The organism is Acinetobacter zhairuonensis (assembly GCF_022601715.1).
GTDB lineage: Bacteria > Pseudomonadota > Gammaproteobacteria > Pseudomonadales > Moraxellaceae > Acinetobacter.
Genome location: NZ_JAKVIM010000001.1, coordinates 57444 through 72880 on the forward strand (window position 1 = coordinate 57444; position 15437 = coordinate 72880).

Here is a 15437-nt window from a genome sequence, read left to right on the forward strand (position 1 = left end):
CGCGGTATGAAAGTCTCTGACAGAGTTTTACAAAGTTTACGTCATTTGATTGAGACCCAACAAATGAAAGTCGGAGACCGTTTACCCGCTGAAAGAAAGTTGTGTGAGCAACTCGGTGTATCTCGCTCCTCTTTGCGTGAGGCGATACAGCAACTGACCAGTCAGGGCATGCTGGTCAGCAAAGTTGGAGCGGGGACTTATTTACAGCAATTACCCAGCTCTTGGTCGCAGCATCAGATTGTGCAGCCATTGAGTGAGTTAATGGATGAAGATCCTGCTTATCGTTTTGATGTGCAGGAAGCCCGAATTATTTTAGAGGGTGGCACCGCTTGGCATGCGGCTTTGCGTGCTACCCCTGAAGATATTCAGCACATCCGCGATTGTTATGACCAAATTACCCATTTTCAGTCTTTGGGTGATGATGAGCAAGCGGCACGTGCCGATGCCAATTTCCATCTGGCGATTGCAGAAGCTTCGCACAATCTGGTGCTGATTCAAGTCATGCGTGGCGTGTTCGATTTATTGCAATTTAACGTGGCATTAGGACGACGCAAAGTCTATTCCGAAGCCCACCGTTTTGACCAATTGCATGAACAGCATTTACAAGTGATTGATGCCATTGAGCGCCGAGACCCCGAAGCCGCACGCAAGGCTGTGTGTGGGCACATAGAGTTTGTAGTTCAGCAAGTACGTTCGATTGATGAGGAAGAAGCTCGTCGACAACGTTCGAGCCGTTTAAACAGGATATAACCATGATTATTTCTTCTGCAAATGATTATCGCGAAGCTGCGCGACGTCGTTTACCGCCATTCCTTTTCCACTACATTGATGGTGGGGCATATGCAGAATATACCCTGAAGCGAAATGTAGAAGATCTTTCTAAAATTGCCTTAAGGCAACGTGTTCTGAACGATATGTCAGCGCTGAGTCTTGAAACCAAACTGTTTGATGAAACCCTGTCGATGCCGGTGGCTTTATCGCCTGTCGGTTTAACAGGGATGTATGCACGTCGTGGTGAAGTGCAGGCGGCTGTCGCAGCAGATAAAAAAGGTATTCCATTTACTTTATCGACTGTATCGGTGTGTCCGATTGAAGAAGTGGCACCCGCGATTCAACGTCCAATGTGGTTCCAGTTGTATGTGCTGCGTGACCGTGGTTTCATGAAAAATGCCTTGGAACGTGCCAAAGCAGCAGGCTGTTCAACACTAGTATTTACCGTGGATATGCCAGTTCCAGGCGCGCGTTATCGTGATGCGCACTCAGGGATGAGTGGTCCGAATGCTGCGATGCGTCGTTATATGCAGTCTTGTTTCCACCCACATTGGGCGTGGAATGTAGGCTTGATGGGACGTCCGCATGATTTGGGTAATATTTCTAAATACTTGGGCAAACCGACAGGTTTAGAAGACTATATCGGTTGGTTAGGCACCAACTTTGACCCATCGATTTCATGGAAAGACCTTGAGTGGATTCGTGAGTTCTGGGATGGTCCAATGGTGATCAAAGGCATTCTTGACCCAGAAGATGCCAAAGACGCAGTGCGTTTTGGTGCCGATGGTATTGTGGTATCGAACCACGGTGGTCGTCAACTCGATGGCGTTTTATCTTCTGCACGTGCCTTGCCACCAATTGCCGATGCCGTGAAGGGTGATATTAAAATTCTGGCTGACTCAGGCATTCGTAATGGTCTAGACGTGGTGCGTATGCTGGCAATGGGTGCGGATACCTGTATGCTGGGTCGTGCTTTTGTTTACGCATTAGGTGCAGCGGGCGGTGCGGGTGTTTCCAATCTTTTAGAACTGATTGATAAAGAAATGCGTGTTGCCATGACTTTAACTGGCGCGAAAACCATTGCGGATATTACTGAGGATTGCTTGGTACGTTTAGAGCGCGAATTGGCTTAGCCCTTAACTTTTAAATATCAAATTCGAGTCGTTTCTTTAGTTTGATACGCGTAAATGTCATCTGCAATTGTTCGATGCAGGCTTACATATATAAAGTAATGTTTCTGCGAGGATAATATTTTTCAGAAAGTATTTGACGAGTTTTGAGGATCTTACGTTGCTTTAATCGCACCTCAGGTTTTGCCTACTTTTCCCAAAAGAAAAGTTGGTCGAACCTGAGCAAGATTGAAATATATTTCAATCGAAGTGCAAGACAAAGTAGGTTAATTCCTAAATATAAATAAAACTGAAATTACTCCGCCGCTATGAATGCTTTAAAGCCTGAACTGCATAAGCATTCATCCATAGGATAACCAATATGCAATCCCATTCAGATTCACAACAAACCATTCAAAAACTCATCCAGATTGTTGGTAAACAACACGTTTTGACTCAAGAAAGTGAAACGCGCTTGTACCGCCAAGGACGCCGCTATGGTGCAGGTCAAGTGCTTGCAGTGGTGGTGCCCGGGACGTTATTAGAACAATGGCAAGTGTTACAAGTGGCTGTGGCGGCAGACTGTATTGTCATTATGCAAGCTGCCAATACAGGATTGACAGGAGGCTCGACTCCATTTGGTGATGATTATGATCGTCCTGTCGTACTGATGAGCACGCGACGTCTGGCAGGCATTCAAATTATCCGTGATGGGCAGCAAGTGATTTGCCTACCTGGAGCGACATTAGACCGATTAGAAAAAGAACTAGCACCGTTTAATCGTGAACCGCATTCAGTCATTGGGTCTTCTTGCATCGGGGCATCGGTCTTAGGTGGGGTGTGTAATAACTCAGGTGGTGCGTTGGTACGTCGTGGTCCTGCATATACCGAATTGGCACTGTACGCGCGAGTGAATGATGCTGGACAATTGGAACTGATCAACCATTTAGGCGTGGACTTGGGACGTACACCTGAAGAAATTCTTTCACGTCTGCAAAATCAGCAATATCAAACGGGCGATGTGCAGCATAACCCAAGCTGTTGTGCTTCTGATCAGCGTTATGCACATGATGTGAAGCAGGTGGATGAAGCCACGCCAGCACGATTTAATGCTGATCCATCCCGTTTGTTTGAAGCATCGGGGTCGGCAGGAAAAATCTGTGTGTTTGCGGTTCGGCTAGATACTTTTGAGAAGATCCCAAGTCAGGTGTTTTATGTCGGCACGAATGCGCAGGATGATCTGACCGAAATTCGTCGTTTTCTGTTGACTGATTTACCACGCTTGCCGATTGCAGGTGAATATATTCACCGCGTGGCGTATGACATTGGTGCTGAATACGGTAAAGATACTTTTGTCTTTATTGAAAAATTTGGCACCGCCAAAGTGCCTGCGGCTTTTGCCATGAAAGATAAAGTCGATGGCTATTTAGAAAAAATCGGCATGAAAGGATTGTCGGATAAAGTCCTGCAATTGATTACCAAGTTTATGCCGAATCATTTACCTGAACGCATGAACCAATTTCGTGATCAGTATGAACATCACCTGATTTTACGCATTGAAAATCAGGATGTGGAGCAAGTACAGCAATTCCTCAGCGGCTATTTCGCGCAGCGTGCGACGGGTAGTTTCTTCCACTGTACGGATGAGGAAGGTCGTAAAGCCTTTTTACATCGTTTTGCGGTAGCAGGTGCAGCCATTCGCTACCGTGATACCCATCGGAGTGAAGTCGAAGATATTGTGGCGCTGGATATTGCTTTGCGCCGTAATGATCGTGAATGGGTGGAAACTCTACCTCAAGAAATGGACGAGCTGATCGTGCATAAACTGTATTACGGTCATTTCTTATGTCATGTGTTCCATCAGGACTATATTGTTAAAAAAGGCGTTGATCCTTTGGCGATGGAGCATCAGATGTGGCATTTGCTGGATGGTCGCGGTGCTGAATATCCTGCGGAGCACAATGTCGGACATTTATATGTGGCGAAACCTGCTTTAAAACAGCACTATCAAAAACTTGATCCAACCAATAGCTTTAATGTCGGCATTGGACAAACTTCGAAGTTAAAATACTGGAAGTAAACACAGCAGATTTAAAGTTGTGATAAAAGTGTAGTCAACTCGCAATAGAGTTTGGCTACACTTTTTTATTGGCTGATTATTTAGAGAATCAGCCACATACAGCCATAAACAAAATAAAAAATCACGTTAAAGTATTATGCAACAAGTTGCAAAGCTAATAAATGATAAGGATTCGCCATGACAACACCATATGCAAATCTTTTAAAACCCCTGCATTTGGGTTTTACCACCATCAAAAACCGTGTGGTGATGGGATCCATGCATACGGGTTTAGAAGACCGATTTTATAACTATCCTAAACTGGCTGCCTATTTTGGTGAACGAGCGAAAGGCGGGGTCGGACTGATTATTACCGGCGGGATTTCGCCAAATCGTCAGGGCTGGTTACTGCCCGCAGGCGGCACCATGAATACCATGGGGGATATTGCTCCACATCGCTTGGTGACGCATGCTGTGCACAAGCATGGCGCTAAAATTCTGATGCAAATTTTGCATTCAGGGCGTTATGGTTATCAGCCTTTTGTGGTGTCTTCTAGTCCGATTAAATCACCAATTTCACCATTTAAACCGCGTCAAATGAGTGAAAAGCAAATTTTGGCGACCATTCAAGATTATGCAGAATGTGCACATTTAGCCAAACTGGCAGGCTATGATGGTGTGGAAATTATGGGTTCAGAAGGCTATTTGCTGAATCAGTTTTTGAGTCGTCATGTCAATCAGCGTCAAGATCGCTGGGGCGGTTCGATTGATAACCGTATGCGTTTTGCTGTTGAAATTGTCAAAGCCATGCGTCAAAAAGTCGGTGAAAACTTCATTATCTGTTTTCGTCTGTCTTTGCTAGATTTAGTACATGATGGTAACACCATGCAAGAAGTGGTGACCGTCGCACAGGCGCTAGAGAAGGCAGGGATTACTTTGCTGAATACAGGGATTGGTTGGCATGAAGCGCGTATCCCGACCATTGTTACCTCAGTACCACGTGCAGCCTTTGCTGACTACACCGCAGAGGTGAAAAAGCATGTTACGGTTCCTGTGATTGCTTCCAACCGCATTAATATGCCTGAGACTGCAGAAGAAATTTTGGCTCAAGGCAAAGCCGATATGGTGCAGATGGCGCGCCCATTCTTGGCAGATCCGTATTGGGTGAATAAAACCGCCACCAATCGGGTGGATGAAATTAATACCTGTATTGCCTGTAATCAGGCATGTTTGGACCATACTTTTAAAAATCAACGTGCAACATGCTTGGTCAATCCGCGTGCGGCATTTGAAACAGAATTGGTTTATGTCAAAACCAATAAGCCGAAACGCGTTGCGGTAGTCGGTGGTGGTGTTGCAGGTATGTCTGCGGCAACCGTAGCAGCAGAACGCGGGCATCAGGTCACATTATTTGAAGCCAGTCATGAAATCGGTGGTCAATTTAATTTAGCCAAGGTGATCCCAGGCAAAGAAGAATTTCACGAAACCATTCGATACTTTAAAGTGCAATTGCAGAAAACAGGGGTAGAGCTGCGTTTAAACACCAAAGCCAACCGTGAGCAATTAGAGCGCGAAGGCTTTGATGAGGTGATTATTGCGACAGGTGTTGTACCACGTGCCTTAAAGATACAAGGCAGTGATGCACCGAATGTGCTGTCTTATGCTGAAGTGTTGCGTGGTGCTGCGGTGGGTCAACGCGTTGCGGTGATTGGTGCGGGGGGAATTGGCTTTGATGTTTCGGAGTTTTTACTGAAACCTCCACATCAGCCTCAGCCGCAACCTTTAGCGGATTGGAAGCGAGAATGGGGCGTCGATGCTGAAGCCAACTACAGAACTGAAGGGGGGTTACAGCATCCTGAAGTTGAAGCCCCTGTGCGTGAAATTTATTTATTACAACGTAAAACCACGCCATTAGGGATTGGACTGGGGAAGACCTCGGGGTGGGTGCATCGTGCACAATTGAAAAAGCATGCAGTACGCATGTTACGTGGTGTGCAGTATAAAGCGGTGACCAGTGAAGGTTTATGGGTGGAGATGAACGGGCAAGATCAATTGCTTCGTGTCGATACGATTGTGGTGTGCGCAGGACAAGAATCTGTTAAAGATTTAATGCCGCAACAAGCACAAATGACTTTAGCCAACTACCATATTATTGGGGGAGCAAAACTTGCAGCAGAGCTTGATGCGAAGCGTGCAATCCGTGATGGTGCTGAAATTGCAGCCAAACTTTAAGGAATTGATGAAACAATATGCACTTGAGTACTTTAACGCTATTTTTTACTTGTCTAAACTGAAAAAGCTTAGTATTCTTGCGCACATGGAAGCGTGGCAGAGCGGTTTAATGCACCGGTCTTGAAAACCGACGAGGGTGTGAGTCCTCCGTGAGTTCGAATCTCACCGCTTCCGCCAAATTCGAAAAGCCCCTGTATTTACAGGGGCTTTTTTTATGCCTACTGTTTTAAGTGAATTGCTGGGAGTTGAAGAGTTCGGCTTATTCACGATTATTGCTGAATGAATTTTATGGGTTGTGAAAATAATGAAGAGGGCAAACCTAGACATACGGCTTGAGGTTATAAACCATCATCCATAATAAGAATTTAAGCCACAATTGGCACTCTTTCACCATCATTAAATGGCTCTCGTATCTCTACATAAAAAAGTTAAATTAGCAGCATAGAGCAGAGTTCCATGCTTCTAAAGGTCTGAAGGGGAGGACCCATCTCTTCAGACCTTGTTTTATTTCCAATCAGCAGTTTATCAAAACCGACAAATTGAAAAGAATAAAATAAGAAAATTAAAATGGTTGGTTCTAATGATTTCTATTTGTTGAAAACATGAAAATAGCGCTGATATTTTTCAAAACAGGAAACAATTTCTGTTAAATGTATGTCGATCTACCAATCAATCTTAGCTTCACAGAGTCACGCATTTGGATATTTTAATGAAGCTGTTTCAACAGCAGTGATAGATGGTTTAGTGAAAAAGGCGACTGTAATTAGGGTATGTAAGCTAAGCTAAAAATAGGAAGTGAGTCCTTTGTAATTTTGATATGATCAGCATGAACATTGTGAGATTGCGTAATCAGGGAGGTCAGCATGAGATCAAATGTTTTACTGGACAAATGTAATTGGTCTTTGCTGCGTATCTTTCGGGTGATTGTTCAAGAAGGTAGCTTAAATAAAGCGGCAGTTAAATTGTTTTTAACCCAGTCTGCGATTAGCCAAAGTTTAAAAAGACTAGAAGAGCAGATTGGTGAAACACTGATTATTAGAACAGGGGGGAAATTCTATTTAACCGCTACGGGCGAAATTGTGTTTGAAGCCAGTATGATGATTTATAGTCAATTGCTGGATTATGAAGAGCGCCTTAATACGGAAAAAAATAGCTTATCAGGTACCATTAAACTGTTGGTTTTAAGTCGTATTGAATCAAGACGTTATGATCAGTTATTGCATGATTTTCATCAGAGATATCCATTGGTGGATTTTCAGGTCGATGTATTAAAAAGCAAGGAAATTCAGCAGCTGTTATTACAAAAGATTCCCGCACTTGGAATAGGAATTAATCAAGTATTACATCCAAAATTAAACTATCACACCTTAATTAATCAAAAATATGCATTGTTTTGTAGTGAGAAACACGCGTTATATACAGAGGATGTTCAAACCATTGATCAAATTAAGGGGCATGGATTTATTTCTTTCCAAAGTGAACAATTAAATAATCCCAGTTCACCATTAAGTGAAGTGCGAGAAACGATTTTAAAAAATAATAAACTACTGGTTACCACCAATAATATGGATGAAGTGATTCGTTTTATTAAAAGTGGTATAGGTATAGGCTTATTACCTAAAAATATTATAGAAAAAAATGAAAACTATCATTTATTTAAACAACTGCCACCATTTCCTTATGTCTCTATTATTCCTATTTCATTGGCATGGCATAAAGATAGAGAATTGTCCTTAATCGAGCAATATTTTATCAATGAACTCAGAAGTGTATTTGCAGCGCACCAATCGAAGCATAATGCGTAATCTTTGATGATCAAATTAGTTTAGGTCAGTTTTTTGATGATTTATTTTGAGCTCGTCACGAACTCTTGCGATATGTTTTGTATGAATCATAACAATACAGTCCCTTAAATATATTCTGCTTAAATATCGATCATTATTTTCTTAAAATAAAAGTAAGCTTTAAGAGTTTATAAAAAAGCCTGTTTTGACTGAGCATTACACCCTTAAATTGGGCTTTATTTTTGTCATAGAAGATCAATTCATCAACACTTTTTCATGAAAATGGTTCCTGTGGTTTTATCGAAATTGGTTCTATGCTTTTGCAAAAAAAGACTGAGAATGAAAAAGCAATATAAAAATCATGGAATTGATTGGAATAAAATGATGAAAAACAAGCTTGTATATGGTTTATTGGCAGCACTTGCGGTTTCTCAAGCGCAGGCAGAGACGGCTGCTGAACCCAGCTTTTTGAATAGTTTCTCTAGCAGTGGTAGCGTGGCTTTGTTAACAGATTACTATTCACGGGGCTATTCACAGAATCAGGGCAATCCAGCAGTACAAGGCTTTTTAAGACTGGATCATACTTCGGGATTCTATGCACAACTGTTCGCCTCTAATATCGATTTAGATATTGGCAGCAGCTTAGAGTTGGATTATTACTTGGGTTATGACTACTTGGTGAATGATCACTTTAAGTTGAATGTCCAGTATTTGGATGTGAACTATCCTGGCGCAGATAAAACGATACCAAGTCCAGATTATGAAGAATATTCCGTCAGTGCGATTGGGATGGGGTTGCTCAAAGAAGAGGATGAGCTGAATTTCTCGTTCTATTATTCGCCTGAATATTCCTTCCAGACGGGTAAGGAGTTACGTTACGAACTGAGTTATTTCTACCCAGTGGCAGAGAGCTGGAGTGCTTATGCCCAAGTCGGCTATAACCAATTTTCCAGCAAGGATGCTTATGCTGTGCTGTGGGCAACGGATAAAAAAGAGTCTTATACCGATTACAAAATCGGTGGAAACTATAGCTATAACGATTTTATTTTTGACTTGTATTATGTTGATTCTAATATGAATAAGGATCTATCTAATGCTGATGATGCAGTGATTTTTAGTATAACTAAGGAGTTTTAATCGCGACATCATGATTTAAAGATTGTATTTCGAATTTTAAAAAGGATTACGCTGGAATATTCAGGGTAGTCCTTTTTTAATGAAAAATTTATGATTTTAATCAAGGGTTTTATTGAATTGAGCTGGATGGATATGGAGTATATGTGAGTGATATTAGATTAAAATTTCAGCATTTTTAATTTGAGATGTGCCATTTTGTAACAATTGAAATAGTGCTCTAAAATTATCCAGAGATGTTTTTAAATGTTTCAGTGGTGGATTTTATTCCATTTTTAATTTTTATATATTTCAGTTGTTTGAATAATTTTGAATGTGGCGTTTATCTATTTTACTTTGGTTTATTGGATTATTTCTTTAGCATGCGGTAAGCATGCAAGTGCTATTCAATTTAAGGGTATTAGTTTTTCTAATGTCGCGCTTAAAAATATATCGCTTGTTGCTGTTCGGTTTTTTTTCTAGAGTGAATTTACGAAATTAGGTGTCATTCATGACACATAAAAGTATTTATAAAATGGATGTTCTAGTAATGAAAGCGAATGCGGAACGGTTGTGGCAAATGCTGATGGAAATGGCAAAAATTGGCGCAACAGATAAAGGTGGAAACACACGTTTGGCGTTATCTGATGAAGATGTTGCTGGGCGTTCCTTGTTGATTGAATGGGCAAAAAAGATCAATCTTTCAATTCATTATGATGAAATTGGAAACCTGATTTTAAGACGTGCAGGTCTTTCTGCAACTGCTTTACCGATTGTGATGGGCAGCCATTTAGATACACAGCCTAAAGGTGGTCGTTTTGATGGTATCTATGGTGTATTGGCAGGTTTGGAAGTCTTGCTGCGCTTGAGTGAAGAAGAGATCGAGACTTACCATCCGCTGGAAGTAGTGGTGTGGACCAATGAAGAAGGCGCACGTTTTACCCCAGCCATGATGGGTTCTGCTGTATTTACAGGCTTATTATCTAAGCAAAAGGTTTATGAAAGTACAGATAAACAGGGGGTTACTGTTTATTCCGAATTACAACGTACTGGTCAACTGGGCGAAACACCTTTAGCACGTCCGTTCAAGGCATATTACGAAGCGCACATTGAACAAGGTCCAGTTTTAGAACAAAACCATGTAGCCATTGGTGTGGTCACAGGTGGACAAGCGATTCTCTGGTTAGATGTTGAAACCAAAGGTAAAGCAGCGCATGCGGGCACAACCCCAATGTCGATGCGTAAAGATACCATGGTCGGTTCAGCAGCGATGATTGTGGAATTGGAACAAAATATCCGCAAACGCTTCCCTGAGGGATTGGTCACTTTTGGTGAAATGCAGGTAGCGAATTCATCACGCAATACTATTCCAGGTCAAATTCAATGGACCATTGATTTGCGTAATCCGAATGATGCGGCTTTGAAAGAAATGGAAGTGGAAACACGTAAAATTCTGCACACCCTTGCCGAGCATCATGATTTAGATATCAGCATTTCGGAGCACTGGTTCAGTCCTGCGACATATTTCGATAAGGCCTGTGTCGAGACCGTACAAAAAGCTGTAGATAGTTTGGGGTATTCCAATCAGAAAATCGTGAGTGGTGCAGGACACGATGCAATTAATATTGCCAAGCACTGCCCAACGACCATGATTTTTATTCCATGCATTGATGGTTTAAGTCATAACGAAGCCGAAGATGTCTATGCGCTAGATGCGGCTCAAGGTGCAGATGTGCTATTAAATGCCATCCTCAATTATGATGCCATGCAGGCGGAAACCAGCGAAACTCACTGCGCGCAAGCAGTTTAAACAGCAAGATCAACGAATAAACCGTAGAATGCAGCCGCCAGGATTGGTGTGCCGCACAGCGTAAGGAAGGAAACGTATGAACTCGAAATTACCAGTAGAAGTTGATATTCAAGATATTTGGCAAAAAGACAAAGACCATGTGATTCATCCATGGACAGATTTCACGACATTTAAAGAAGAAGGTTCTTTAATTATGTCGAAAGGTGAAAATGTCTTTGTTTATGATGCACATGGCAATAAGTACCTCGATGGTATTGGTGGTTTGTGGTGTGTCAACGTGGGTTATGGTCGTCAAGAAATTGCTGATGCTGTATCTGCACAAATTATGGAACTTCCATACTTCTCACCATTTGGTCATCAAACCACTGCACCAGCTGCAAAATTAGCTGCAAAACTGGCTGAACATGCACCTGAAAGCTTAAATCATGTGTTCTTTGGTTGTGGCGGTTCAGTGGCGAATGATACGGCAGTCCGTTTAATTCACCATTATTTCCATCAAATTGGTCAGCCTTCAAAGAAAAAATTGATTGCGCGTAAAGATGCGTATCACGGCAGTACTTACATCAGTATGAGTCTGACAGGCATTGAAGCAGATCACATTGGTTTTGAAATTCACAACCAATTGGTACATCACGTTTCATGTCCGAACCCATACCGTAAGCCTGAATCGCAATCGATGGAAGATTTCTGTAATGAAAAAGTACAGGAACTAGAAGATACGATTTTAGAACTGGGTCCAGACAATGTTGCAGCATTCTTTGCTGAACCAATTATGGGTGCTGGTGGCGTGATTGTACCGCCTGAAGGCTACCACGCGAAAACTTTAGCGGTATGTAAGAAATACAATGTGTTGTATGTGTCGGATGAAGTGGTGACTGCATTTGGTCGTTTAGGTCATATGTTTGCTTCTGAAGAAGTGTTCGGCATTGTTCCAGACATCATTACTTGTGCCAAAGGTTTGTCCTCAGGTTATCTACCTTTGGGTGCAACCATTATTTCTGATGAAATTTATGAAGCAATCAGCAAACCGCATCACAAGGGTGGTTTATTGACACATGGCTTTACCTATTCAGGTCACCCTGTGAGCTGTGTTGCGGCGCTGAAAAATATTGAAATCATTGAACGTGAAAAAATTTGTGAGCACGTGCAAGATGTCGGTGTGTATTTCGAAGAGCAGCTTAAAACTTTAGCTGACTTGGAAATTGTCGGTCAGGTACGTGGCAAGAAATTCATGATGTGTATTGAAAACTTGCGCAACAAAGAAACCAAAGAATTGTTTGATGGTTCAGTGGGTGTAGGTAAGCGTATTGCTAATCATTGCCAAAAATTAGGTTTGATTGTACGTCCAGTCGGACACATGAATGTACTTTCTCCACCGTTAATTTTAACGCGTGAACAGGTTGATTTTACGGTCAAAACATTACGTCATGCGATTCAAAATACCATCCAAGAGTTAAAAGCTGAAGGTCATTTATAAGTTTTACTGTCATTCACTTAAGCACAACCTGATTCAACAGAATCAGGTTGCTCGGAAGTTGTCAGTCTGAGAAACAGGCTAGGACAGAAATAAGATTAAAAATAGTCAAAAGCGAAATGGAACAAGAGTTGTGCTGTGCTGAAGAGACTGAATCAGTCTTGGAAAATGCCATCATGCTAAAGCGAGTAGGAAGATGAAAAATTATATCAATGGACAATGGGCTGCAACGACAGGTTCTACTGAAATTGCGGTGATCAATCCGCGTAGTGAACAAGCACTCGCGCATTTCATTGCAGCGTCACCCCATGATGTAGATGCTGCGGTTGAAGCAGCAAACCAAGCTTTGGCAAGCTGGAGCAATACCAGTGCAGCAGAACGTGCAGCATGGCTGAATAAAATTGCAGATGCGATTGAACAGTCAAAAGATAAATTGGTTGAACTGTCACATCACAATAATGGCAAGTCAATCAGTCAAGCCAAAGTTGATGTCGATAACAGCATTAAATGCTATCGCTACTATGCCGATTTAGTACAAAAATTTGCCTTTAGCAAAACCAGTCAAACCGATCATGGTACCGAACTCACGCATCAACAAAACCCAGTGGGTGTAGTGGCTTTAATTACCCCGTGGAATTTCCCTTTAATTACCAGTGCATGGAAAATTGCACCTGCTTTGGCTGCGGGCTGTACACTGGTATTTAAACCTTCTGAATTGGTGCCATTACCAGAACTTGAATTCATCAAACTGCTCAATCAAATTGATTTCCCGCAAGGCGTATTTAATTTGGTGTTGGGTGATGCGGTTGCAGCTGAACATTTGGTGCGTCATCCAGAAGTACAAAAAGTCTCTTTCACGGGCAGTACCGAAATTGGCATTCAAGTGATGCAAGCCGCTGCAAGTTCAGTTAAACGTGTGACCTTAGAATTGGGCGGAAAATCAGCATTCTTGGTGTTAGATGATGCCGATATTGATGATGCGGTTGAAAAAGCCGTGGGCGGGATGTTCTATAACGCAGGTCAAATGTGTTCTGCCATGTCGCGTGTGTTGGTGCATGAATCAATTGCTGAACCGTTTTATCAAAAACTGAAGCAAGCCACTGAATCCATTTTATTGGGTCAAGAAGCCGAGGGTCAGTTCAGCATGGGTCCAATGACCACGCACAAACAATTCAAAAAAGTGCATGAATATTTAGCCATTGCAGAGCAAGAACAACTCACAGCATTGATTGATGCGGAAAACATTCAATGTCCTGCACAAGGTTTCTATATTCGTCCGCAAATTTATATCAATGTTCCGACAGACAGTCGTCTGTGGAAAGAAGAAATTTTTGGTCCAGTCATGTGCTGCCGCACATTTAGCACCGAAGATGAAGCAGTCGCTGTGGCGAATGATTCGGAATTTGGTTTGGCGGCAACCATCATGACGGGATCTGTCGATCACGGTAAAACGATCGCGAAACGACTCCGTGCAGGACATATCTGGATTAACTCTTTCCAAATGATTCACCCAAGTTCTTTATGGGGTGGGTTTAAAAAGAGTGGTACTGGGCGCGAGCTAGGTGAATCCGGTATGCAAAGCTATTTAGAGGAAAACGTGATTACGATTTAGCTGTAATTTTCAAGGTTATTGAAAAGGAAATGGATGTCCTTTTTCAATAAGTGTGCTGTTTGGTGGAACAACTATTGCACGAAAAAAAGTGCTTGCATTGCTACAGGAGTAAAAGCATGGAAGGCGAGAATCATCAAAGGAGTCTCTCCCTTTGGCAAGTTGTTGTCATTGGGGTTGCCTATATGGCACCAGCGACGGTATTTGATACCTTCGGTATTATTTCAAGAGTCACCAATGGTCAGGTGCCATTAGCTTATTTGCTGGCACTGTTCGCCATGCTGTTAACCGCATTAAGTTATGCGCGTTTTAGTCGACTTTCACCTAAAGAAGGTTCGGCATATACCTATACCACTGAAACCTGCGGTAAAACCATGGGCTTTTTTGTCGGCTGGTGTTCATTATTAGATTACATGTTGCTACCGCTGATTAATGCTTTGTTGGCTGGTTTTTATTTAAATTCACTGTTCCCTGATGTGTCCTATACCGCTTGGGTGCTGATCATGGTGGGACTGGTGACACTGATTAACAGCTTCCGCATTAATATCCTTGCCAATTTCAGCTTTGTTTTTGTCCTCGCGACCTTGGTCATGATGCTGGTATTCATCTATTTAGTCGTGACAGGAATGGGGAATGCTCAAGGCTATAATGATGTGATGACCATAAAGCCGATGTTCAGTGGTGATCCAGAATTGGCAACATTGGTTGCTGGTGTGTCTTTGGTCTGCTTCTCTTATTTAGGTTTTGATGCGGTATCGACTTTGGCGCATGAAACCAAGGATCCGACCAAGACCATTCCTAAAGCAATTATTTGGACCACATTGTTAGGCGGTGCGATTTTCATCACGGTGTCTTGGTTTGTTACGCTGAAATTTCCGACCTTGGCGCAATTTAACAATCCAGATGAAGCTTTGCCTGAAATTGCCTTGATTGTGGGTGGTGCAGCATTTCAAACTGCGTTATTAAGCGTACAAATTATGAATGCCTTTGCTTCTGGTTTGGCAACGCATGCCAGTGCTTCACGCTTGATGTACATTATGGGACGTGATGGTGTCTTCAATAAGAAGGTTTTCGGCTCAGTGAGTCAGAAACTCGGAACACCGCTGTATTCAATTTTCTTTGTTGGCTTAATTTCTTTACTCGCAATTTATGTCGACTTGGCAACAGTAGTCAGTTTCGTCAGCTTTGGCGCCTTGATTGCCTTTACCATGGTGAATTTCTCGGTATTTATGAAATTCTATGTGATCCGAAAGGAACGCTCAGGCTTTAAGAATGTGTTTATGAACCTGTTCTTACCACTGGCTTCTGTATTTTCACTGTTGGGTTTATGGATTAATCTGGAAATGTCAGCGTTAGAGTTTGGTGGTATCTGGTTATTCGTGGGCGGTGTCTTGGTTGTATACAAGAAAATTAAAAAGCAGCCGATTTCCTTAACGTCACCTGCGGAAGAAATTTCAAACGGTTAATTAAGTGTCA

10 protein-coding genes and 1 tRNA gene are annotated in these 15437 nt (G+C 42.2%); all 11 read left to right on the forward strand.

Translation table 11 applies throughout. The annotated features are described in order from the left end of the window. Positions 1 to 6: 6 nt before the first annotated feature. Positions 7 to 750, forward strand: a complete 744-nt coding sequence (gene lldR, locus MKI85_RS00290; protein ID WP_241623884.1) for a transcriptional regulator LldR — start codon at positions 7 to 9, stop codon at positions 748 to 750. 2 nt (positions 751 to 752) lie between these two features. Then, on the forward strand, positions 753 to 1904 hold the full coding sequence (lldD, locus tag MKI85_RS00295; protein ID WP_241623886.1) for an FMN-dependent L-lactate dehydrogenase LldD: 1152 nt from the start codon (positions 753 to 755) through the stop codon (positions 1902 to 1904). Between the two features lie 358 nt (positions 1905 to 2262). After that, a complete protein-coding gene (gene dld, locus MKI85_RS00300; protein ID WP_241623888.1) occupies positions 2263 to 3960 on the forward strand; it encodes a D-lactate dehydrogenase in 1698 nt (565 codons plus the stop codon). A 177-nt stretch (positions 3961 to 4137) separates the two neighbouring features. Continuing rightward, complete coding sequence (locus MKI85_RS00305; RefSeq protein ID WP_241623890.1) at positions 4138 to 6171, forward strand: NADPH-dependent 2,4-dienoyl-CoA reductase; 2034 nt, start codon at positions 4138 to 4140, stop codon at positions 6169 to 6171. A gap of 87 nt (positions 6172 to 6258) precedes the next feature. Next, positions 6259 to 6348, forward strand: a tRNA-Ser gene (locus tag MKI85_RS00310). Positions 6349 to 7034: 686 nt separating this feature from the next. Next, entirely contained in the window at positions 7035 to 7976 is a 942-nt protein-coding gene (locus MKI85_RS00315) for a LysR family transcriptional regulator (protein ID WP_241623892.1), read from the forward strand. 360 nt (positions 7977 to 8336) lie between these two features. Next, positions 8337 to 9092: a TorF family putative porin gene (locus tag MKI85_RS00320; protein ID WP_241623894.1), complete on the forward strand. Its 756-nt coding sequence runs from the start codon at positions 8337 to 8339 to the stop codon at positions 9090 to 9092. 526 nt (positions 9093 to 9618) lie between these two features. Further along, the gene (locus MKI85_RS00325) at positions 9619 to 10878 is read left to right on the forward strand and encodes a Zn-dependent hydrolase (RefSeq protein ID WP_241624416.1); all 1260 of its coding nucleotides are present in this window, start codon (positions 9619 to 9621) and stop codon (positions 10876 to 10878) included. 76 nt (positions 10879 to 10954) lie between these two features. Further along, the gene (locus MKI85_RS00330) at positions 10955 to 12355 is read left to right on the forward strand and encodes an aminotransferase (RefSeq protein ID WP_241623896.1); all 1401 of its coding nucleotides are present in this window, start codon (positions 10955 to 10957) and stop codon (positions 12353 to 12355) included. Positions 12356 to 12548: 193 nt separating this feature from the next. After that, entirely contained in the window at positions 12549 to 13964 is a 1416-nt protein-coding gene (locus MKI85_RS00335; protein ID WP_241623898.1) for an aldehyde dehydrogenase family protein, read from the forward strand. 116 nt (positions 13965 to 14080) lie between these two features. Then, positions 14081 to 15427: an APC family permease gene (locus MKI85_RS00340; protein WP_241623900.1), complete on the forward strand. Its 1347-nt coding sequence runs from the start codon at positions 14081 to 14083 to the stop codon at positions 15425 to 15427. Positions 15428 to 15437 lie beyond the last annotated feature (10 nt).

What these genes read in the sequence shown, in the direction of transcription:
- MKI85_RS00340 (WP_241623900.1), top strand. Translation starts at nt 14,081, where the DNA reads ATGGAAGGCGAGAATCATCAAAGGAGTCTCTCCCTTTGGCAAGTTGTT.
- MKI85_RS00320 (WP_241623894.1), top strand. Translation starts at nt 8,337, where the DNA reads ATGATGAAAAACAAGCTTGTATATGGTTTATTGGCAGCACTTGCGGTT.
- MKI85_RS00330 (WP_241623896.1), top strand. Translation starts at nt 10,955, where the DNA reads ATGAACTCGAAATTACCAGTAGAAGTTGATATTCAAGATATTTGGCAA.
- MKI85_RS00335 (WP_241623898.1), top strand. Translation starts at nt 12,549, where the DNA reads ATGAAAAATTATATCAATGGACAATGGGCTGCAACGACAGGTTCTACT.
- MKI85_RS00325 (WP_241624416.1), top strand. Translation starts at nt 9,619, where the DNA reads ATGAAAGCGAATGCGGAACGGTTGTGGCAAATGCTGATGGAAATGGCA.
- lldR (WP_241623884.1), top strand. Translation starts at nt 7, where the DNA reads ATGAAAGTCTCTGACAGAGTTTTACAAAGTTTACGTCATTTGATTGAG.
- MKI85_RS00315 (WP_241623892.1), top strand. Translation starts at nt 7,035, where the DNA reads ATGAGATCAAATGTTTTACTGGACAAATGTAATTGGTCTTTGCTGCGT.
- dld (WP_241623888.1), top strand. Translation starts at nt 2,263, where the DNA reads ATGCAATCCCATTCAGATTCACAACAAACCATTCAAAAACTCATCCAG.
- MKI85_RS00305 (WP_241623890.1), top strand. Translation starts at nt 4,138, where the DNA reads ATGACAACACCATATGCAAATCTTTTAAAACCCCTGCATTTGGGTTTT.
- lldD (WP_241623886.1), top strand. Translation starts at nt 753, where the DNA reads ATGATTATTTCTTCTGCAAATGATTATCGCGAAGCTGCGCGACGTCGT.